We start from the raw sequence: 21,220 nt of genomic DNA, 5'->3' as shown, positions 1-21,220 counted from the left end.
TGCTATTGACGTATGGCTGCAGCCGCTCCTTCTTCTGCTGACCTGCAACTCGCCCGCACAGCGCGCGAGCGCTTTGTCACGGAGGCATGTCAGGGCCTGGAGGTCACTGGACGCGTGGTCGGCGCCCGGTTGACGGCCCTGATCGAGGAAGTTCGCCCGGCACGCGAGATGCAGGAACGGCGTGATGCCTGGACCGCATTCCAGCGCCAGGGCCGCGTGTGGGAGCAGGCGACAGCCAATGCCTGGCGCCAGGCTCTGAAACCCCAGGCGCCGGCTTTGCCGGTACGTAGCTCGTCCATGCAGTTCGAGTTGATGGGCGACGATGTGGTCGAGAACAAGATACTGGCATCGCGTCTGTCCCTGTCCATCCAGGATCGACTGGCCGAACCCTATGCGAATGCCAGTGCCGCCATCCAGCAGCTGGAAGGACGTGGCGAACTCGCTGCGCAGGACCCTTTGCGTCCCGAGGTGCTGATGCTCTGGCTGGTTGAGCAATGGGCGGGCTCTGGTCTGCCGCGCAATATATTGCTACTGGTCACCGACGTCTTGCAACGTGAGCTTGGCACGCATCTGCTGGCAGCCTACGCGGCTTGCAATGCGTTCTTGTTGTCCAGCGGCGTGCAGGTCACGTCAGATTTGCGGGGCCGGGTGAAGCGTACGGCCTCCGGTTCAGCTTCAGATGCCCCGCGTTTCACCAAGGAGCCGCAATTCCGCCCGGGAGATGAGGATTCCGAATGGGACGGAATGCAAATTGCGCCGTCTTCTTATTCCGGAGGTGGATTCACGAATGCCCGTGGCCCAGGAACTCCCCCCATGAGGCCGTTTGGCACTGAGGGTGTTCCAGGCAACGCCGCTCAGGGCGGTGGGGCGAATAACCAGGGGTCTGTCCAGCGTGGGCGCCATCCAGCGGACGAAACCCGCATGATGACAGTGGCTTCGCCCATGTTGCGGGCGCGGCGTCGTGCCCAGGGCGTCATGGGCCATTTGAAGCGCATGTTGAGTGACCATGTGAGTGGTTTTGATGCCACGGTGGCGCAACCGATTTCACCCGCTTTGGCGCGCGCCGTGGCGCGCCCCGAAGATGGAGGCAGTACCAGTCCCTTGCCTATTGGGCTGATGTCCACCGGCCGCTACGAATATGGCCAGGCGGATGTTTCCCAGGCTGCGGGCATTTTGCGCGAGCGCTCCAACCAGCTTAAACAAAAAGCCGCCACCGCCTCGGAAAAGGCCACCATTGAGATTGTGGCCCTGATGTTTCAGAGCATCCTGGCCGAAGAGCGCATACCTCCGTCGGCGCGCGTCTGGTTTGCCCGTTTGCAGCTACCGGTATTGCGCGTGGCGCTGGCCGAGCCCGAGTTTTTTGGCACGGTGGATCACCCGGCACGCCAGTTGATCGACCGTATGGGTTCTTGCGTCATGGGCTTTGATGCCAGCGCGATTGGCGGCACCGCGCTGGAGTCCGAGATTCGGCGCGTGGTGCAGGTGATCGAACAGTACCCTGAAACGGGCCGGCGCGTGTTCCAACTGGTTTACGACGAATTCGTCCTGTTCCTGTCCAAGCATTTGACCGAAAAAGGCAGTACCCAGCGCCTGGTGACGCTGGCGCAGCAGGTGGAGCAAAAAGAAACTCTGGCCATCCAGTACACCATTGAGCTGCGCAATATGCTCAAGGACATGCCGGTGCGCGAGGAGATCCGCGAGTTCCTGTTCAAGGTCTGGGCCGAGGCTCTGGCCATGGCTGCTGTACGCAACGGCCGGCAGCATGAGGAAACCGTGGCTTTGAAGAAGGCGGCCTCAGAGCTGGTCTGGTCGGCCAGCGCCAAGCCGAACCGGGCCGACCGCGCACGTGTAATCCAGAGCCTACCCATGCTGCTGCAGCGCCTGCGCCAGGGCATGGGTCTGTTGGGCTTGGATACGGCCGCGCAGGAAGGGCATATCAAGCGTATCAGCGATACCTTGGCCGACGCCTTCATGTCCAAGACCGAGGCCATTCCGCAGTCGCGCTTGGAAGCCATGTCGGTACACCTGGCGAATCTGGAAGATTTCTTCAGCGACGACGATCTGGGTGACCTGCCGCTGGATGCCGAAAATATCGAAATGATGCTGGGCATGGATGCCTCCAGCATCGATGTGATTGCCGATGGCGGCTCCAAGCCCAGTGAGGCCATGTTGGCCTGGGCGCAAGAGCTGCAACTGGGCCATTGGTTTGTGTTGGACCACAACCGCCAAGTCAACCGTGTGCAATTTGCCTGGCGCAGCGAGCGCAAGCAACTGCATTTGTTTGCCTCCATGGACGGGCATAGCTATTTGATCCAGGCGCGTCGCCTGGCGGCTTATCTGCAGGCTGGCCTGCTAGTGCCGCAGGAAGATGAGACCTTGACCTTGCGCGCCACCCGCGACGCCCTGAACAAGCTGGACGCTAATCCTGAACGCCTGTTGGCCTAATTCCGAGGCGCCACGCGGGCAGTCAGTGCGCGATACGCTCCGATGCGTCGTCGCAGAGTTCGTCCAACACCAGGGCGTCGGGTTCTTCGCCAAAACTCCAGTAGACCATCAGGATGATGATTTTCAGGTCGTCCAGGCACACAGGGTTATCGCCTGTGGCCATGGCACGGTCCAGCACAATTTCCCGCATGGCCGCTGGTAGCACACCGGCATCTTCCAGAAAGCGGATGAAACCCAGGCAGTCTGCACCCAGCCTGTCTTGTTCGGCCACGGAGTAGATGCGCATGCTGTCGAGCGTGGGCGAAACGGTGGGTGGCAAGTTGGTCAGCGTGCCCGGCGTGCGGGCGATCAGGGCCGGGTCTGTGCCCATTGCGGCCAGTTGCAGACCATCCAGCCAGCGCATGGCCTCGGCGATTTCGTCTGCAGCAAAACCCACCGCGCTCAGCTTGCGCTCCAGCAGGGGGGCTTCGGGGCAGGCATCGCCCCGCCAGTAGTTCTCATAAACGAAAACAAGTACTTCAAACATGGACCCAATATAGCGCAGATCGGTGCCGCGCGACGGCGCGAGCAATCAGGCCGCAGCCATACGCTGGAATAGCCCGCCCGGCAGACGCGCGACGCGGTTGTCCAGTTCCAGTTCCAGCAGCTGAACCTGTAGGCTGGCGGTATCCATGCCCGTGCGTGCCACCAATGCGTCCAGGCTGACTGGGTCGTAACCTAGCGCGTTGAGCAGAGAATCTTCTGCATCATTTTCCTCTGCGACGCAGGTTCCATCTGTGCTGGTAGCTATGGTTTTGGAAGCAATCTGGGGTTGTAGCTCCTCCAGCACGTCTTGAATGTTCTCCACCAGCTTGGCGCCTTGCTTGATCAGCGCATGGCAGCCGCGGGCCTGTGGCGACTGGATGGAGCCGGGAATCGCAAACACTTCTTTACCTTGTTCGGCTGCCAGCCTGGCGGTGATCAGCGAACCTGACTGCAGCGCGGCCTCGACCACGAGCGTACCTTGCGTCAGCCCGGCGATCAGGCGGTTGCGCTTGGGGAAGTTGGCCGGCAGCGGCGGTGTGCCCAGCAGGTACTCGCTGAGCAATACGCCATGCCGGGCAATGCGGTGAGCCAGTGCCAGGTTGCGTTTGGGATAGACCCGGTCCAGGCCGGTGCCGACTACCGCCACCGTGGCCAGTTGGTCGGCGTGTGCGCCCTCCAGTGCCCCGAGGTGGGCGGCGCTGTCTACACCCAGCGCCAAGCCGGACACGACGGTCCAGCCTGCCTGTGCGCAAGCCTGGCCAAACTGCTGGGCATGCGTTTCGCCCTGGGCTGTGGGGTTGCGGCTGCCGACTATGGCGATGCTGCGCTGGCTGACGGTTTCCCACAGGTCGATGCGGCCCAGGGCAAACAGCAGCAGCGGCGGGTCGGCCATGGCCAGCAGCGATTCCGGGTAGAGGGCGTCCCCCAGGGTGATGACGGCGCGCTGGCCCTGGGCCGGGTCGGCCTGTGCCAGCCAGTTTTCGGTGCTTTCGAGTTGGGCTACGGCATCGGGCGGTGGCAGCTGTAAGGCCTTGGCTTGCGCCGGGGTGACGAATTGTTCCAGCGCGGCGCGGGACTGTGTGAAAACGTCCTGGGGAAGGCCATAGGCAGCCAGCAGGCGGCGTGCGGTTTCGTTGCCTATGCCCGGTGTCAGCACCAGGCGTAGCCATGCCGCCAGTTCTTCCCGCTCCATGCGTGCTGTGCTTAGTGCGGCGTGGTTACGCGATCACCAATCTTGACGCCTGACTTGATTTGCAGGATCAGCCCATAGGACAGCCGCTCGAAGGGGCGGAACACCATCAGCAGGCCGTTGTTCTCGTCGGGCAGTTTGATGTCGGTTTTGCTGGGGTCGGTTTTGTCCTGCATGCGCGGGCCGTCGGACAGCAGGGACAGCACATGGCCGCGCTCTATGCCGTCCTTGGTACCACGGTTGATAACCACGATCTGGTTCTGCGCCGCATTGGTCACAGCGCTGCCATAGACCGAGACAATCCGGCCGTCCACAACACTGGAGGGCGCCCGCGGCACGAAATTCAGCAGCTCACGCTCGGGTTCGGGTACCAGGCGGTCACCGGTGCTGATCTCTTCCTTGGTCGCTACGATGTCGAGGCTGGCGGGGACGACATCCAGCAGCGGTTTGCCGTCACGGTCCTTGTCCTTGGAGACTAGCGTGCTTTCGCTGGAAAGCAGTGCGGCCTTGCCCACGAACTGGGCTTCGTAACCCAGGATTTCCTGGGTGCCAGGGTCCCGCAGGGGGGTGGCATTGCGGAACACGCGGAAGTTCAGCGGCTTGCCGCGCGCGTCGCTCAGCGGGGCATTGGCCGGGCCGCGTGCATAGGCGCGGTCGCCACGGCTCAGCAGCACACGGTCTTCCTGGGTGGCGACGATGCGGGGGGCTAGCTCCAGCGTGGTGGCGTCAATGATCAGTGGTTCGGCCAGGAAGGGCTCGATCAAATGGGTCTTGAGTGTAGGCAGGGCGTTGTCCGATAGCAGCTCGCTGCGCGTGCGCGGTGACAGGCGCACGGTCTGGGCCACGTCGCCGGTCGGTACCGCGCCGGCTTGCAGCAGGGCGCGGCCATCTTTCTTCACCAGGCGCAGTTCCTGGCCGGGGTAGATGCGGTGCGGGTTGCGGATTTCCTGCTGGTTCATGCCCCACAGTTCGGGCCAGCGCCAGGGGCTGGTCAGGAACAGGCCAGAAATGGCCCACAGCGTGTCACCGGTCTTTACGGTGTAGCGGTCCGGAGCATTGGGGGCCAGAGCGCTGAGCGGCACGCCCGCCTGGGCAACCTCGTTGGCGGTGGCCTGCTGGGTGGGTGAAATGGGGTAGTTCTGTGCCTGTGCCGTGGTGCCCAGCATGCCGGCGCAGAGCGCCATTCCCGTCGATGCCAAGGCCCAACGTGCCCCCACTCCCGCCATCATGTATTTCATATGTTGTTGCACCACAAATGCCCGTTTGATGGGTTGCTGCCCCGGATGGAGCGGCTCCCTTGCATAACGGAAAACTTAGACAAATTACGCGCGATTCTGCGCCCAAGCCCCTGCTTGGGCAACGAATATCCGGCAGGGGCCGCTCCCCATATCCTAAAAGTAGCGAAAATAGCGACACACGACATGCCGAATGCCAGACTGGACAGCCCCGGGCTCTTCAGCCTGGCTTTCAGCATGTCTTCGACATTTTCGGTGAGATTCCATGGCGCTACTTTCAATTCTCCAATATCCAGATCCCAAGCTGCACACCTTAGCACGACCGGTTGCTGCGGTGGATGCGCGCATCCGCTCCCTGATCCAGGACATGCTTGAAACCATGTACGACGCTAATGGCATCGGCCTGGCGGCTACCCAGGTGAATGTGCACGAGCGCCTGGTCGTGATCGACGTGTCCGAAGAGCGCAACGAGCCCCTGGTGCTGATCAACCCGGATATCGTCTGGGCCAGCGAAGAGCGCGTGGTGAACGACGAAGGCTGCCTGTCCGTGCCGGGTATCTACGACGGGGTGGAGCGCTCCACCCAGGTCAAGGTGTCGGCTCTGGACGGCGAGGGCGTGTTGCGCACCATCGAGGCCGAGGGCCTGCTGGCCGTGTGCATCCAGCATGAGATGGACCACCTGAAGGGCAAGGTATTTGTGGAATACCTGTCGCCGCTCAAGCGCAATCGCATCAAGAGCAAGATGCTCAAGACTCGGCGCACGCTGGGCAAGTCGGACGTAGCTTGATGCGCGTCATTTTTGCGGGCACGCCCGAATTCGCCCGGGTGGCCCTGGAGGCTTTGCTGGCGGCGGGCCATGAGGTCGTGCTGGCGCTGACCCAGCCGGACCGCCCCGCAGGCCGGGGCATGAAATTGCAGGCCTCACCGGTCAAGCAGCATGCAGTAGCCCATGGCATTCCCGTGGCTCAGCCGCGTAGTCTGCGCCTGGATGGTAAATACCCCGAAGATGCGGCCGAAGCCCAGCGCTTGTTGCAGACCGCGCAGGCCGACGTGATGGTGGTGGTGGCCTATGGGCTGATCCTGCCCCAGTGGGTGCTGGACCTGCCACGCACCGGTTGCCTGAACATCCACGCCAGCCTGTTGCCGCGTTGGCGCGGCGCGGCGCCTATCCACCGGGCCATCGAGGCGGGCGATACCGTTACCGGCGTGACCATCATGCAGATGGATGCCGGACTGGATACCGGAGATATGTTGCTGGTCGAGTCCCTGCCCATTCTGGACAGTGATACCACCGGCAGCCTGCACGACAAGCTGGCCGCGCTGGGCGGACGTATGGTGGTGCAGGCGCTGGCGCAGCAGCCTGCCCTGGTTCGTACAGTGCAGCCGGAAGAGGGCGTTTGCTACGCCCACAAGATAGAGAAGCGCGAAGCCGCGATCGACTGGACGCAAAGCGCACAGACCATTGTTCGCCGTATCCGCGCCTTCAACCCCTTCCCCGGCGCGGCGACGCTGCTGGGCGGCGAGAGCCTGAAGGTCTGGTCGGCCTCGGTGTCGAATGCACCTGCGCCCGCGGGCCAGGCTTGTGGGTCAATTTGTACTCTGGCGCAGGAATACATTGCGGTGGTAGCTATGAATTCTGTAGTAAATATCCATGAACTGCAGCGCCCGGGCGGCAAGCGCCTGCCGGTGGCCGAGTTCCTGCGCGGGGCCGATCTGCAGCTGGGCATGGCGTTTGAGGCGGTGGCCGCCTGATGTTCTTGCAGCGTGCGAACCGCGTCCACGCCGAGTTCCGGGTGGGGGCTGCCGAAATGTGGCCGCAGGCGCCCGGCATGGCGGCCTGGGGCCTGATGACCGGTGTGGCCATGGCCAAATCCGGTATGGGCATGCTGGAGGCCTTGTTCATGGCCTTGACCGTGTTTGCGGGCAGTTCTCAGCTGGCGGCCACGCCCCTGCTGGTTGCCGGCGCGCCGGCCTGGGTGGTGTTGGCCACGGCGTTTTGCGTCAACCTGCGCTTCGTGGTGTTCAGCCTGCACCTGCGGGCCTACCTGGCACATCTGCCCTGGCTGGAACGCATCAGCCACGGCTACCTGACCACCGACATGACCTACGTGCTGTTCACCCGGCGCTTCCAGCACCCGGCGACGGACGCCGCCGGGCGGCGCGCCCAGGAGGCTTATTTGGCGGGCAGCAATAGCGTCACCTGGGTCAGCTGGATGCTGCCCAGCATCGTCGGCGTGGTGTTGGCCAACTTCATCCCCACCGCCTGGGGGCTGGGTTTTGCCGGGATTTTGTGTTTGCTGGGCATACAGTGCTCGCTGGCAACCACACGCTTGCGTTTGCTGTCGGCGGCGGTGGCTGCGATTGCGGCGGTGGTTGCCTATGCCCTGCCGTTCAAGCTGAATATCGTGGTGGCAATTGCGGTGGCGGTATTGATCTGCCTGGGGGCGGAGAAACTGCGCCCAGCACCTGTCGGGACCGCCGCATGAATGCGGATATCGACTTCCATACCCTGGCCATCATCTGCGGCCTGGCCTGCGTGACCGTGTTGGCGCGCTGCTTTTTCTTCCTGTCCAGCAAGAGTTGGAGCCTACCAGCCTGGATGCTGCGGGGCTTGCAATATGCGCCGATAGCCGCCCTGTCGGCCGTGGTGCTACCCGAGATCGTGATGGCGCAAGGCCATCTGATCACTACCTGGATGGACGCCCGCGTTTTTGGCGCGGTCGCCGGCGCGCTGCTGTATTTCTGGCGGCGCGACGTGTTGCTGACCATCGTGGTTGGCATGGCCGTGTATCTGCCGCTGCATCTGGGCCTGGGCTGGTAAACCCCAGCGGTGCTACATCACCTTCTGAATCAATGACCCTTTGAATAGCACGGGGCCGGTGGGCCCCCCCTGTCCTGGTACACCGCCCTTGGGCTCCAGGCTGATGGCCAGGGTGGGGATTTCCTTTACATCGCCCTCGCCGGCCGTCAGCTGCAGCAGCTTGTCGCGCCCCAGTACGCCCAAGGAGCGCGGGCTGCCCGCCGGTGGCAAAGCCCACAGCTGAAGAGATTTGTCGCCGGCTTCCTGGAAGTTGCCCACGCGCTGCAACACCAGCTTGTGGTTTTTGGGGTCGAAGGTCACCAGCATGGATGCGGCTGCGGCGTTGTCTTGCAGTACCGCCACGTACTCGATTTGCGGTGCGGACCGTATTTGCGTTTGTAGGGATGCGATCTGGTCGGTCAGGTGTTGCTGCTGGTTCAGACCCACCACTACGGCCACCGCCGCTGCAGCAACCCCGGCAAAAGTGGCGCCGCGCCAGAGCAGCAGATTGCGCAGCCAGCCGCCGGGGCCTGTTGGCGTTGCGGCGGGGATGCGAGCGTTCCGCATGGCTTGTTGCTCCTGTTCGGCGCGCAGCAGATTGTCTATGCGCGTCCAGACGGCGGCTGCCGGTGGAGCCTGCTGCTGGAGTTCGGCCACACTGCCCAGGCGGGACTGCCAGATCAGCGCGGCGGCGCGTACGGGTGCCTGCTCGCGCGCCAGGGTTTCAAAGCGGCGGCGCGCGCCTCCGCGCAGAGTGCCCAGGGCGTAGCTGGCCGCCAGGCGGTCCAGAAGTTCGGGGTGTTGGGGAAGATGCATGGTCCAGTTCTCAGGCGACTCAGGCAAAACGTGCCATGCAGATGCGCAGTTGTTCCAATCCACGGCGTATCCAGCTCTTCACCGAGCCCAGCGGCAGGCGCAACTGCTCCGCCAGTTCGCTGTGGCTGAGGTCGCGCAGATAGGCCAGGCTGACCAGCTCGCGCTGGCGCTTGTCCAGGCGCGTCATGCATTGGTGCAGCGCCCAGGCCTGCTGGCTGGCCTGGGCCGTGTCCATAGGGTTGGGGTTTTCGCCGTCCAGCGTGTCGGCCATGACTTCGTCCAGCTCCTGGGTGATGTTGCTTCGGTCTGCTGTGCGGCGGCGCAAAAAGTCCAGTCCACGACTGCGCACGATCAGGCCCATCCAGGCCAGGGGCGGGCTCAGCGACGCCCGGTAGCTACCGGCCGAGCGCCAAATGGTCATATACGCCTCCTGCAGCACGTCCTCGGCCCATTCCCGTTTGCCCACGACCCGCATCGCCAGTCCGTAGAGCTTGGACGAGGTGTGCGCGTACAGCTCCTTGAGCGCGGGCGCCTCCTGGGCTGCAATGCGGTCCAGCAAGACCATCAAAGCATGGTCCGGGTTGGTTGAATGGGACAGGGCAGTGGCGTTCATGGGGCGACAGTGTCAGGCGGAAATGCTGGATGCAGTCTAGCGGTGGATACGCGGCAAATTGCATATTGGATGCAGGCAGGCTTTTAGAATGCGCCACGCGACTTTTTTCACAACCAACCCAGCACTGCCATGAACGTCATCCGTTTCTCCGATCTCTGCGCCCAAGGCAAAGCCTCTGGCCAACGTGTTTTCATCCGTGCCGACCTGAACGTGCCGCAGGACGATAACGGTGCCATCACCGAAGATACCCGCATCCGTGCTTCCGTGCCCTGCATCCAGATGGCGCTGGCCGCTGGCGCTGCGGTGATGGTGACATCGCACCTGGGCCGCCCCACCGAAGGTGCGTTCAAACCCGAGGACTCGCTGGCTCCGGTGGCCAAGCGCCTGGGTGAGCTGCTGGGCCGTGAAGTGCCGCTGCTGGCCAACTGGGTGGATGGTGTCACGGTCGCCCCCGGCCAGGTGGTGCTGCTGGAGAACTGCCGCGTCAACGTCGGCGAAAAGAAGAACAGCCCCGAGTTGGCGAAGAAGATGGCCGCCCTGTGCGACATCTTCGTGAATGACGCCTTCGGCACCGCCCACCGTGCCGAGGGTACGACCTACGGCATCGCCGAATACGCCAAGATCGCCAGCGCCGGCCCGCTGCTGGCTGCGGAAATCGACGCCATCACCAAGGCCCTGGCCCATCCCCAACGTCCGTTGGTGGCCATCGTGGCGGGCTCCAAGGTGTCGACCAAGCTGACCATTCTGAAGAGCCTGTCTGAAAAGGTCGACCAGTTGATCGTGGGCGGCGGTATCGCCAACACCTTCATGCTGGCCGCCGGCCTGAAGATCGGCAAGTCGTTGGCCGAACCCGATCTGGTGGACCAGGCCAAGGCCGTGATCGAGTCCATGAAGGCCCGTGGCGCCGCTGTGCCGATCCCGGTCGATGTAGTGACGGCCAAGGCCTTCTCCGCTGATGCGGTGGCTACGGTGAAAGCCGCGACCGATGTGGCAGATGACGACCTGATCCTGGACATTGGCCCCCAAACCGCTGCCGCCCTGGCGACCCAGCTGAAGGCTGCGGGCACCATCGTCTGGAACGGTCCGGTGGGCGTGTTCGAGTTCGACGCATTTGCCCATGGCACCGAAACCATCGCCCGTGCGATCGCTGAAAGTGCTGCGTTTTCTATAGCAGGCGGTGGAGATACCCTGGCCGCTATCGCCAAATACGGCATTGAAAAGCAGGTGGGGTACATCTCCACCGGCGGCGGCGCTTTCCTGGAAATCCTGGAAGGCAAAACCTTGCCGGCCTTCGAAATCCTGCAAAAACGCGCAGCCTGATCTGCGCATGCGCCAACCGCCCCGGTATTTTTGAATACCGGGGTGGAGTTTCACAATGCGGACACATGGTGGTGTTCTACTCGCTCGCAATACACTGAAACTTGACTTCCCGCGCTGAGGGATTGCTAGACATGTTTGAGCTTTTTCATCCGCAGGCGCGTGGCGGCAATGTGTTCGCGAAAAAACCCAATCGCTGGGACCTGGCGCTGCTGCCACTGGTGCTGGCCATTCTGCTGGCGCTGGCGTTTGGTGCATCGCAGATGGCGCGCCCTTTTGCGATGGGCGAAGCGCTGGAAATCTCGCTGGACCCGGCCTATCTGCCTTATTACCTGCTGCGCACGATCCTGCGCATGTTCATTGCGCTGGGCTTTTCGCTGCTGTTCAGCTTTGTCTTCGCCGCGATAGCCGCCAAGTACCGTACGGCCGAGAAGGCCATGATCCCTATCCTGGATATTCTGCAGTCGGTGCCGATTCTGGGCTTTCAGGCGATTGCGATTGCGCCTTTTATCGCGCTCTTCCCAGGCAGCCTGCTGGGTGTGGAATGTGCGGCGATTTTCGCCATCTTCACCTCGCAGGCCTGGAATATGGCGTTCAGCCTGTACCAGTCGATCCGCACCGTGCCCGAAGAACTCAAGGAGGCGGCGCGGGTATTCCGGCTGTCGGGCTGGCAGCGCTTCTGGCGTCTGGAGTTGCCGTTTGCCATGCCGGGGCTGTTGTGGAACATGATGATGTCCATGTCCGGGGGGTGGTTCTTTCTGGTGGCGGCCGAAGCCATTTCGGTGGCCAACCAGGATATCAAGCTGCCCGGTATCGGCTCGTATATTGCGGTGGCCATTGAGGCAGAAAACGGCTGGGCCATTGCCTGGGCGATTGGGGCGATGCTGGCGGGCATTCTGTTGTACGACCAGCTGTTCTTTCGGCCTTTATTGGCCTGGGCCGACAAGTTCCGCTTTGAAGAATCTCAAGGCGACACCGCGCAGCAATCCTGGCTGCTGGACTGGATGCGCCGCAGCCGCTGGATGAGCGCGCTGAGCGCCGCAGGCTGGAGCTTGCTGCGCCGTGCGCTGGGCTGGTTCAGTGTGCGCCACGATGGCACGGCGGTTGATGCGCGGCCTCGGGTCCAGAACCCGCTGTGGCCGCGTATTTGGGATGGCGTGTTGCTGCTGGTTGCCTTGCTAGCGGTGTACCGTCTGGTGGTGTTTGTGCACAGCGATGTGGGTTGGGGCGAGGCCGGCCATGTGGTGGTCTTGGGCTGCATTACCTTGTTGCGGGTCATGCTGTTGATCGCTTTGGCTTCCGTCGTATGGGTGCCAGTCGCCGTGTGGATCGGTTTGCGGCCCCAGTATTCGCAGCGGGTGCAGGCGGTGGCGCAGTTTTTGGCGGCATTTCCGGTGAACCTGATGTTCCCACTGGTGGTGTTCGTACTGGTGACGCTGCGCTTGAACCCGAATATCTGGCTCAGCCCCTTGATGGTGTTTGGTACCCAGTGGTACATCCTGTTCAACGTGGTGGCCGGCGCGGCAACCATTCCCAACGAGCTGCGGTTGGCGGCAGACAACCTGGGCGTCAAGGGCTGGCTGAAGTGGAAGCGCATCTACCTGCCCGCAGTGTTCCCCAGCTACCTTACGGGTGCCATTACCGCCAGTGGTGGCTCCTGGAATGCCAGCATCGTGGCCGAGTACGTCACCTGGGGCAAGACCACGCTGGTAGCCGATGGCCTGGGCAGCTATATCAAGCAAATGACCGATGCCGGCGACTTCCACCGCATTGCGCTGGGTATTGGTGTGATGTGTATTTTTGTGATGTTTTTAAACCGCTTCTTCTGGCGCAAGCTGTACTTGCTGGCCGAAGACCGCAGCCGCTGAGGAGCCAAGATGGGCAAGAACCTACTCATTGAACTGGGCGGTGTCGCCAAGTCATTCCAGGCTGCCGACGGTACGGCCCGCACGGTACTGGACAGGGTGGATTTCCAGCTGGCCGAGGGCGAAATTGTCGCCTTGCTCGGCAAATCCGGCTCGGGAAAATCGACTCTGCTGCGCATCATGGCCGGCCTGATTCCGGCCGACCACGGCCAGGTCAGCTACCGCCAGAAGCCTATTTATGGCCCGGTGGCGGGCATCGCCATGGTTTTTCAGTCGTTTGCACTGTTTCCCTGGCTGACGGTGCAGCAGAACGTGGAGCTGGGTTTGGAGGCCCAGGGCGTGGCGCCCGACGAACGTGCAAAGCGTGCCGATGCGGTGCTGGAAATGATCGGCCTGGCCGGTTTTGGTGGTGCCTTGCCGCGCGAGCTGTCTGGCGGCATGAAGCAGCGCGTGGGGATTGCGCGCGCGCTGGTGACCAACCCCGACATACTTTTGATGGACGAAGCCTTTTCTGCCCTGGATGTATTGACCGGCGAGACCCTGCGCAACGACATGCTGGAGCTGTGGGACGGCGACAAGATCCCGACCAAGGGCATTTTGATCGTTTCGCACAATATCGAAGAGGCTGTGATGATGGCCGACCGCGTCATCATCCTGTCCAGCGACCCGGGCCGTATCCGTGTCGAGGTGAAAATTGATTTGCCGCGCCCGCGCGATGTGGACGGGGTCGAAGTCCGAGCCTTGATCGACGAGGTTTATGGCCTGATGACTATGCGTCCGGCACAAGAAGTGGCGCCTGGCATGCCGACCACCTTGCATCTGGGCTATCGCTTGCCGGAAACTGACATTACCCGCATCGAAGGGGTGCTGGACTTGCTGGCCGATACACCGTTTGACGGTCATGCTGATTTGCCGCAGTTGGCCGAGGAATCCGAGCTGGCCGACGAAGAGCTGTTCCCCACCTACGAGGCCTTGGGCATGCTGGGTTTGGCCCATGTGGACAAGGGCGACATCATGCTGACCGCGCTGGGGCGCAACTATGTGGAGGCGGACCAGGCCCAAAAGCAGGAAATTTTCGGCCAGCAGTTGCTGACCCACGTGCCTTTGGCGGCGCATATCCGGCGCAGCCTGGAAGACGAGCCCTCTGGAAGCTTGACCGAAAAGCGCTTTCTGGATCTGCTGGAGGAGTTCATGGAGGCCGACAAGGCCAAGCGCGTGCTGGAGGTGGCCATCGAATGGGGGCGTTATGGCGAGGTCTACAGCTATGACTACCACACGGGTCGATTGACCTTGCCAGAGCAGTCCGAGGATTGAGCTGCGGCGCGGCAGGCTTTTCTGTCAAGAAAAAAGCGCCCTGACAGGCGCTTTTTCATGGGGGCTTAGAAGCGCCAGCCCAGGCCGACACCGTACAGAACCGGATCAATTTTGAAAGTGCCTAGCTTGGCGCCGCCGGCACTCACATCGGTGCGAATGTAGACCTTTTTCACGTCAAAATTCAAATACATATTTTTGGCCAGCGGGATGTCCATACCCGCTTGCAGCACGGGGCCAAAGCTGTTGCGATCCACATCGACGCCGGCTGGAAGATTGACTGCGCTGATGCGGGTGTAGTTGAGGCCCGCACCCACATAAGGTTTGAAGCCTGCGGTGTTGAAGTGGTACTGCAGCGTCAGGGTGGGCGGCAGGTGCTTGAAGCTGCCAATCGCGGTGTTGCCGGCACTCAGGGTTTGTTTTTGTGGAACAGTCAGCACCAGCTCGGCGGCTATCTGGGGTGTGAAGAAGTAGCTGATGTCTACTTCGGGCAGCCATTTGTCATTGATGCTTAGCGAGAGCGGTGTGTTGTCGCCATTGCTGCTTTGAAGGTACACGGCACGTGCACGTACCAGCCAAGGTCCTTCGGTTGCGGATTGGGCGAAAGCCGAGGCCGAAACCATGGCACACAGGGCGGCAGCAAGCAGGGTTTTTTTCATGATTTTCTTTCGATCACGGTAGCGGGGATATTCCCAGCCCTGATTACAAAAGAGGTTATCGCTGGCCACTTTGCGCCCGGTCAAAATGGCTGCGGGCCCTGCTTGCGCTATATCAAATGTGGGCCCATTCAGGTGAGAGCGTGGCGTGGGGTGCTGGTGGAGTTGCCGGCAAAATCGGTCCAGCAATTGCGCGTCAGGTCATATAGCTTGCAGCTGCGGGCGGTTTGAAAGTACCAGCGCCAGGAGAACGCCTGGATGATGATGCGTCCCGGCAGCAGCTCTTCCAGCGTTCTCTGGGCTTCTTTCAAACGGTACAGCGGAATGCTCATGTCCACGTGGTGGGCCGTGTGCTCCATGATGTGGTGCATCAGTGCGCCAATTTGGAACGAGAAGGTGAGGTGCACCGTGGTCGATACGAAAGGCTGTGCCTTGGCCCAGGTGGCGCGGTCGCCATGCCAAGACACTTTGGTGTGGGTATGGTGCACATAGACCACAAAGCCGATCATGGAGAACCAGAACAGCAGTGGCACGACAAAGCCGGTGGCGATGAGCAGGGCCAGTGATTGCTGCGTCACCAATGCGGCCGTGGCAATGGCTGCCAGCCACAGCAGTCCAAAGCTGGAAATCAGCACGCAATCCCAGGTGAAGATGGGGCGCTGCGTACCCATGCTGGACTTGCTGGGAAAGAACATGCGGCGCCACCATATCTCCACGATGTAGTAGAGGCCCGGTGCCCAGCCGCTGCGGTAGATGCGCTGCATGAAGCGCTGCCGGGGCGACAAGGCCTGGTATTCCTCGGGTGTCAGCGGCGCCCAGACGAAGTCCACGCCCTTGAGGTTGGTGAAGCCATGGTGCACCACGTTGTGGCCTACATCCCACAAGCTATAGGCCGTCAGCGACGGCAGGAAGGCAATGCGCCCCAGCCATTTGTTCAGGCGGCGGTGGGGTGTCAGGCTCTGGTGGCAGCCATCGTGGCCGATGATGAACAGACGCCCAATCACGAAACCTGCTGCCAGACCGCACAGCAGCTTCAGCCAGGGCGATGCCAGCAGCACGGTGGCACTGAGTGCCACCGCGAGCAAGGCGTAGTCCAGCGCGAGCAGGAACAAGGCCCTCAGGGTTGTACGCTGGGACAGTGGAATCAGCCAGGAGCGTATGACTTTGCGGTGCGGCAGTGGCTCGCCCGGAGGGAGCGGACTCGGAAGGAGGGGCGTACTGTGGATGGAAGAGGTCATAGGGAAAACACGGGTCAGGAATCTACACGCGGCACGCAGTGGCGGCGGCACACGCAAAAGTTGCGTGCCATGATGCTAACCGCGCGGGGTGAAATGCCTCTGACCAGGATCAATACTGTGTGCAATAGAGTTGATGCGCCCAATTTGAGCGAGCCGAATGGCAATAGCTGAGTGCCCGCTGACGGGGGCTCAGGCTGTAACCTTTTGGTAACTTGTTTCATGTAAAAATCGAAACTAAATTACATATCCGGAGACTTATCCCATGCCCCGCCTTGCTACCAAAATCGTTGCCACCTTGGGCCCAGCCTCGAACAGCCCGGAAATACTGGAGCAACTGATCCGTGCAGGCGTGAACGTTGTGCGGCTGAATTTCAGCCATGGCAAGGCACAAGACCATATCGATCGCGCCATGATGGTGCGTGAAGCCGCCAAGCGCGCAGGCGTGGAGGTGGCCATCATGGCCGACCTGCAAGGTCCAAAGATCCGCGTTGCCAAGTTCGCCGAAGGCAAGGTGATGCTGGAGCCCGGTCAGAAATTCGTGCTGGACGCTGCGCGCGCCGAGCCCGGTGACATCAATGGCGTAGGCCTGGACTACAAAGAGTTGCCACGCGAGGTGAAGTCTGGCGATGTACTGCTGCTGAACGACGGTCTGATTGTCATGACCGTGGAGTTTGTGCGCGGTGAAGCCGTGCACACGGTGGTGAACCTCGGGGGTGAGTTGTCCAACAACAAGGGCATCAATAAAAAGGGCGGCGGATTAACCGCGCCGGCGCTGACTTCCAAGGACATGGAAGACATCAAGACCGCGATGTCTTTCCAGGCCGATTACGTGGCCGTCAGCTTCCCCAAGAATGCGACCGACATGGAAATGGCGCGCCAGTTGTGCAATGTGGCTGCTGCCGAATACCGCCACAAACCCGGCATGATTGCCAAGATTGAGCGAGCTGAAGCCATTCCGCTGCTGCAATCGATTCTGGATGCCAGCGACGGCATCATGGTGGCGCGCGGTGACTTGGCTGTGGAAGTGGGCAATGCCGCCGTGCCAGCGCTGCAAAAACGCATGATCCGTATGGCACGTGCCAGCGACAAGGTGGTGATTACCGCCACCCAGATGATGGAAAGCATGATCACCAACCCCGTGCCCACCCGTGCCGAGGTCAGCGATGTGGCCAATGCTGTGCTGGACGGCACCGATGCGGTGATGCTTAGCGCGGAAACCGCTGCCGGCAAATTCCCGCTGGAAACCGTGCTGGAGATGGCCAATATCTGCCACGAAGCCGAAAAGGCCGAATATGGCGAGCTGGAAGCCGACTTCAAGGGCAAGATTTTTGAACGCATCGACCAGTCCATCGCCATGGGCGCATTGTTCACCGCGCAGCATCTGGGTGCAAAGGCGATTGTGGCCATGACCGATAGCGGCTCTACCGCCTTGTGGATGAGCCGCCACAGTATCCACGTGCCTATCTATGCCCTGACGCCGCGCTTGGCCACCCAGCGCAAGATGTGCCTGTACCGCAATGTGCTGCCTTTGCTGATGGACGCCAGCAGCGACCGTGACACGGCGTTGGGCCAGGCTGAACGCCATTTGACGCAGCGCGGCATCGTACAGCGCGGCGACATTTACGCCATTACTTGCGGCGAACCCATGGGTGCTCCTGGCGGCACCAATATGCTGAAGATCTGCCAGGTCGGCTAAACCTCTCCCGCCCTGCCGCCGGGTTTTTAACCCGGTCCAACGCCCGCTTCATGCGGGCGTTTGTGTTTCCAGGCACCAGTCGGTTTAGTTCGGCTGTAAAACTGTTGTTTCAAAATGAAAAAATCGGGTGTTTGCCAGGGTTGGCCCGTGTTTTGCGAATCCTTTGGCGCAGGGGCAAGGCTAAAATTAACAGAGTTACCAAGCGGTTACGGAGAAATTGGTATCCGTACCAGCCTCGATTGGCCGCCTTGTCCTGATTCTTAACTCTCTGGAAGCACCCTATGGCACTCGTCTCTATGCGTGAATTGTTGGACCATGCCGCCGAAAATGGCTATGGCATCCCGGCTTTCAATGTCAACAATCTGGAGCAAGTCCAGGCCGTGATGTCGGCTGCGGACGAAGTGGGTGCTCCCGTCATTCTGCAAGCCAGCGCGGGTGCGCGCAAATATGCGGGTGAGCCCTTCATCAAGCATCTGATCCAGGCGGCGCTGGAAACCTGGCCGCACATTCCTCTGGTCATGCACCAGGACCACGGCCAAAGCCCTGACGTGTGCCAGGGCGCGATCAACCTGGGTTTCAGCTCGGTGATGATGGATGGCTCTTTGCATGCCGACGGTAAAACCATCGCCAGCTACGACTACAACGTGGAAGTTACCGCCAAGGTGGCCGCCATGGCCCACAAGGTGGGCGTGACCGTGGAAGGCGAGCTCGGCTGCCTGGGCTCGCTGGAAACCATGAAGGGCGACAAGGAAGACGGCCACGGCACCGATGCCACCATGACCATGGACCAGCTGCTGACCGACCCTGAGCAGGCCGCAGACTTCGTCAAGCGCACCCAGATCGATGCCCTGGCGATCGCCATCGGTACCAGCCATGGCGCCTACAAGTTCACCCGTAAGCCCACGGGCGATATTCTGGCGATCTCGCGCATCAAGGAAATCCACCGCCGTATTCCCAACACCCACCTGGTGATGCACGGCAGCTCCAGCGTGCCGCAGGAGTTCCTTGCCATCATCCGCGAACACGGCGGCGACATGAAGGAAACCTATGGCGTACCGGTGGAGGAGATCCAGGAAGCCATCAAGTACGGCGTACGCAAGATCAATATCGACACCGATGTGCGCCTGGCCATGACGGCGGCCATCCGCAAGTACTTCACACAAAACCCCGACAAGTTCGATCCGCGCGACTACCTTAAACCCGCACGCGAAGCCGCCAAGCAGCTGTGCAAGCAGCGTTACCTGGAGTTCGGCTGCGAAGGTCAAGCCGCCAGCATCAAGGGCGACAATTTGGTGGTGGTGGCCAGCCACTACGCCGAGGGACGCCTGGCCCAAGTGGTGCACTGAAGCACCCTGTAGCCCGGGGACGCAGAAGGCTGTATCGCCGACAATCTGCCTGCGACCGCTGCGGTTGCAGGCAGACTCAACTCCTTCGAAGGAAACACCATGGGCTTACTTGACTCGGTTCTCGGCGCGGTTTTGAACAACGGCCAACAGCAACAACAGCCCCAGGGCGGCGGGTTGGGCGGCATTATTGGCATGCTGGCCAGCAACCCTCAACTGATCCAGGCGGTGACCGGCATGCTGGGCAATAACAGCCAGCTCGGTGGCTTGGGTGGCCTGGTGGAGAAATTCCAACAAGCCGGCTTGGGCGATGTTGTGGGTTCGTGGATCGGAACCGGGCAGAACCAGCCCATTTCGGCCGATCAACTCTCCAGCGTGCTGGGCTCGGATGCGCTGTCTGGTCTGGCGGCCAAGTTGGGTGTGGACCCATCCGAGGCAGCCGGCCAACTGGCCCAGGTGTTGCCAGGCCTGGTAGACCATCTCACCCCTGCCGGGCAAGCTCCGCAAGAAGGGCTGGGCGACAGCGGTGACCTGATGGGCGCGCTGAGCGGAATGCTACAAAAACTATAACTGCTCGCGCAGGTATTACGTGCGCTGGCGGTCATTTTTGTATATAAACCTGCAGGCCGCTACAGCGGCCTAAACGGCTTGCGCTGCGAAGCTGGTTACCACCTGTGCTACGGCTGCAGTGAGCTTTTTGGCGTAGGGTACGTGCAGGAACTCATTCGGGCCGTGGGCATTGCTTTTTGGGCCCAGCACGCCGCAAACCATCATCTGGGCTGTCGGAAAGCCTTGCGACAGCATATTCATCAACGGAATCGTGCCGCCCTGCCCTATGTAGCCGCAGGGCGCGCCAAATTGGGCTTGCGAGGCTGCATGTAGCGCCTGTTCGAACCAGGGTGCGGTGCTGGGCGCGTTCCAGCCGGTAGCGGCGCCTTCGGGGTGGAAGGTAACACGTGCCTGGTAGGGTGCGTTGTCTTCCAGAAGGGTTTTCAGTTCTTGTACGGCTTGCGGCGCATCGACCAGCGGTGGCAGACGCAGCGACAGTTTGAAGGCGGTGTAGGGGCGCAGCACATTGCCGGCGTTCTTCAGTTCTGGCAGACCTTCGGCGCCGGTCACGCTCAGGGTCGGAGCCCAGGTGCGGTTCAGCAGGGCCTGCACCGGGTCGGTGGTGGTGGGCAGGGCGAAGGTCGTGGCGCCACCGCAGTCGTAATGCGCCCAGGGGAAGCGCTTGTAGATTTCATCGCCCAGGATCGCGGCGGTGGCCTGGGCCTGGGCTAGCCGGTCGGCGGGCACTTCGCAGTGGAAGCTGGCGGGCAGCAGGCGGCCGGTGGCGCTGTCTTCCAGCCGGTCCAGCACCTGGCGCATGATGCGAAAGCTGGACGGCACCAGACCGCTGGCATCGCCGGAGTGGATGCCTTCGGTCAGCACCTCCACCTTCAGCACGCCGCTGGCCATGCCGCGCAGGCTGCTGGTCAGCCATAGCTGGTCGTAGTTGCCGGCGCCCGAGTCCAGGCAGATTACCAGGGCCACGTCGCCCAGGCGGTTGTTGTCGGGCGCACGCAGCGCATCCACATAGGGCAGCAGGTCGTAGGAGCCGCTTTCTTCGCAGGTCTCGATCAAGCCCACGATGCGCGGGTGCGGCAGCTTCTGTTCTTTCAGCGCTTGCACGGCAGCAATGCTGGCGTAGATGGCGTAGCCATCGTCGGCACCGCCCCGGCCGTACAGTTTGCCGTCTTCGTATTTGGGCGTCCACGGCCCCAGGTCGTTGCGCCATCCGCTGAATTCGGGCTGTTTGTCCAGGTGGCCATACATCAACACAGTTTGTTGTGTTGCAGTCTGGCTGGCGGCCACTTCGAAAAACAGCACCGGTGTGCGCCCTTCCATGCGGATGATTTCCAGCTTCAGGCCTTCTACCTTCTGTGCTTCGACCCAACTGGCGGCATTGCGCAGCACGGTTTCCAGGTGGCCGTGGGCCGCCCAATCGGCATCGAAAGCCGGTGACTTGGCCGGAATCGCAATGTAGTCACTTAGTTGCGGCACGATGGCTTCGTCCCAGCGCTGGCTCACCTGGGCCAGGGCCTGTGCCGGATTGAGGGTAGAAGGAGCGACGCGGGCATTCATGGCAGTTCCTGCAGGCAGCAAAAGCCGTATTGCACCACAATGCCAGC

19 protein-coding genes are annotated in these 21,220 nt (G+C 61.7%); 11 read left to right on the top strand and 8 right to left on the bottom strand.

All coding sequences use genetic code 11. From position 1 onward, the window contains the following. Nucleotides 1-12: 12 nt before the first annotated feature. Nucleotides 13-2,445: a DUF1631 family protein gene (locus AC07VY_RS03525; RefSeq protein ID WP_495096319.1), complete on the top strand. Its 2,433-nt coding sequence runs from the start codon at nucleotides 13-15 to the stop codon at nucleotides 2,443-2,445. Nucleotides 2,446-2,467: 22 nt separating this feature from the next. Here AC07VY_RS03525 and AC07VY_RS03520 read toward each other — a convergent pair whose 3' ends face one another. The 3 genes from AC07VY_RS03520 to AC07VY_RS03510 are packed head-to-tail and all read right to left on the bottom strand — an operon-like array spanning nucleotide 2,468 to nucleotide 5,388. Continuing rightward, nucleotides 2,468-2,971 (bottom strand): Smg family protein, encoded by a 504-nt coding sequence (locus AC07VY_RS03520; protein WP_495096318.1) that lies wholly within the window; start codon nucleotides 2,969-2,971, stop codon nucleotides 2,468-2,470. 45 nt (nucleotides 2,972-3,016) lie between these two features. Then, on the bottom strand, nucleotides 3,017-4,162 hold the full coding sequence (gene dprA / locus AC07VY_RS03515) for a DNA-processing protein DprA (RefSeq protein WP_495096317.1): 1,146 nt from the start codon (nucleotides 4,160-4,162) through the stop codon (nucleotides 3,017-3,019). An 11-nt stretch (nucleotides 4,163-4,173) separates the two neighbouring features. Next, nucleotides 4,174-5,388, bottom strand: coding sequence for a LysM peptidoglycan-binding domain-containing protein (locus AC07VY_RS03510; protein WP_495096410.1), 1,215 nt, complete (start codon nucleotides 5,386-5,388; stop codon nucleotides 4,174-4,176). A gap of 271 nt (nucleotides 5,389-5,659) precedes the next feature. On the opposite strand from AC07VY_RS03510, the gene def reads away from it, so the two are divergent. Genes def through AC07VY_RS03490 form a run of 4 tightly spaced genes read left to right on the top strand, consistent with a single transcriptional unit; the run spans nucleotide 5,660 to nucleotide 8,215 of the window. Next, nucleotides 5,660-6,181: a peptide deformylase gene (gene def / locus AC07VY_RS03505; protein WP_495096316.1), complete on the top strand. Its 522-nt coding sequence runs from the start codon at nucleotides 5,660-5,662 to the stop codon at nucleotides 6,179-6,181. Continuing rightward, nucleotides 6,181-7,146 (top strand): methionyl-tRNA formyltransferase, encoded by a 966-nt coding sequence (gene fmt / locus AC07VY_RS03500; protein ID WP_495096315.1) that lies wholly within the window; start codon nucleotides 6,181-6,183, stop codon nucleotides 7,144-7,146. The genes def and fmt overlap by 1 nt, the downstream gene beginning before the upstream one ends. Then, nucleotides 7,146-7,880, top strand: a complete 735-nt coding sequence (locus AC07VY_RS03495) for an AzlC family ABC transporter permease (RefSeq protein ID WP_495096314.1) — start codon at nucleotides 7,146-7,148, stop codon at nucleotides 7,878-7,880. The genes fmt and AC07VY_RS03495 overlap by 1 nt, the downstream gene beginning before the upstream one ends. Beyond that, the gene (locus tag AC07VY_RS03490; protein ID WP_495096313.1) at nucleotides 7,877-8,215 is read left to right on the top strand and encodes an AzlD domain-containing protein; all 339 of its coding nucleotides are present in this window, start codon (nucleotides 7,877-7,879) and stop codon (nucleotides 8,213-8,215) included. Before AC07VY_RS03495 ends, AC07VY_RS03490 begins: the two co-directional genes overlap by 4 nt. Nucleotides 8,216-8,227: 12 nt before the next feature. Here the strand turns inward: AC07VY_RS03490 and AC07VY_RS03485 are convergent, their stop codons facing one another. Together AC07VY_RS03485 and AC07VY_RS03480 are read right to left on the bottom strand one after the other, a co-directional pair. Continuing rightward, nucleotides 8,228-9,010 (bottom strand): anti-sigma factor, encoded by a 783-nt coding sequence (locus AC07VY_RS03485; protein WP_495096312.1) that lies wholly within the window; start codon nucleotides 9,008-9,010, stop codon nucleotides 8,228-8,230. Nucleotides 9,011-9,029: 19 nt separating this feature from the next. Continuing rightward, nucleotides 9,030-9,623, bottom strand: coding sequence for an RNA polymerase sigma factor (locus AC07VY_RS03480; protein WP_495096311.1), 594 nt, complete (start codon nucleotides 9,621-9,623; stop codon nucleotides 9,030-9,032). A 129-nt stretch (nucleotides 9,624-9,752) separates the two neighbouring features. On the opposite strand from AC07VY_RS03480, the gene AC07VY_RS03475 reads away from it, so the two are divergent. The 3 genes from AC07VY_RS03475 (at nucleotide 9,753) to AC07VY_RS03465 (ending at nucleotide 14,119) form a co-directional block, all read left to right on the top strand. Next, entirely contained in the window at nucleotides 9,753-10,943 is a 1,191-nt protein-coding gene (locus AC07VY_RS03475) for a phosphoglycerate kinase (protein ID WP_495096310.1), read from the top strand. Between the two features lie 131 nt (nucleotides 10,944-11,074). Next, nucleotides 11,075-12,808, top strand: a complete 1,734-nt coding sequence (locus tag AC07VY_RS03470; protein ID WP_495096309.1) for an ABC transporter permease — start codon at nucleotides 11,075-11,077, stop codon at nucleotides 12,806-12,808. Between the two features lie 9 nt (nucleotides 12,809-12,817). Continuing rightward, on the top strand, nucleotides 12,818-14,119 hold the full coding sequence (locus tag AC07VY_RS03465; RefSeq protein ID WP_495075621.1) for an ABC transporter ATP-binding protein: 1,302 nt from the start codon (nucleotides 12,818-12,820) through the stop codon (nucleotides 14,117-14,119). Nucleotides 14,120-14,184: 65 nt separating this feature from the next. On the opposite strand, the gene AC07VY_RS03460 is transcribed toward AC07VY_RS03465, so the two are convergent. After that, nucleotides 14,185-14,775: an OmpW/AlkL family protein gene (locus tag AC07VY_RS03460; RefSeq protein ID WP_495096308.1), complete on the bottom strand. Its 591-nt coding sequence runs from the start codon at nucleotides 14,773-14,775 to the stop codon at nucleotides 14,185-14,187. 128 nt (nucleotides 14,776-14,903) lie between these two features. Further along, nucleotides 14,904-16,010 carry a fatty acid desaturase gene (locus AC07VY_RS03455; RefSeq protein ID WP_495096307.1) on the bottom strand — a complete coding sequence of 369 codons (1,107 nt, stop codon included), beginning with the start codon at nucleotides 16,008-16,010 and terminating at the stop codon, nucleotides 14,904-14,906. Nucleotides 16,011-16,272: 262 nt separating this feature from the next. Between AC07VY_RS03455 and pyk the strand changes: the two genes are divergently transcribed. The 3 genes from pyk (at nucleotide 16,273) to AC07VY_RS03440 (ending at nucleotide 19,619) form a co-directional block, all read left to right on the top strand. Beyond that, entirely contained in the window at nucleotides 16,273-17,706 is a 1,434-nt protein-coding gene (pyk, locus tag AC07VY_RS03450) for a pyruvate kinase (protein WP_495096306.1), read from the top strand. A 281-nt stretch (nucleotides 17,707-17,987) separates the two neighbouring features. Continuing rightward, nucleotides 17,988-19,052, top strand: a complete 1,065-nt coding sequence (gene fba / locus AC07VY_RS03445; protein WP_495075625.1) for a class II fructose-bisphosphate aldolase — start codon at nucleotides 17,988-17,990, stop codon at nucleotides 19,050-19,052. Between the two features lie 45 nt (nucleotides 19,053-19,097). Further along, nucleotides 19,098-19,619 (top strand): YidB family protein, encoded by a 522-nt coding sequence (locus AC07VY_RS03440; protein WP_495096409.1) that lies wholly within the window; start codon nucleotides 19,098-19,100, stop codon nucleotides 19,617-19,619. Nucleotides 19,620-19,688: 69 nt separating this feature from the next. Here AC07VY_RS03440 and AC07VY_RS03435 read toward each other — a convergent pair whose 3' ends face one another. After that, nucleotides 19,689-21,173 carry a M20 family metallopeptidase gene (locus AC07VY_RS03435; protein WP_495096305.1) on the bottom strand — a complete coding sequence of 495 codons (1,485 nt, stop codon included), beginning with the start codon at nucleotides 21,171-21,173 and terminating at the stop codon, nucleotides 19,689-19,691. Between the last annotated feature and the right edge of the window lie 47 nt (nucleotides 21,174-21,220).

Source organism: Rhodoferax sp. GW821-FHT02C08, assembly GCF_059421805.1.
Note: the sequence above shows the minus strand (reverse complement) of the source record. Positions and strands in the feature narration are given on the sequence as shown.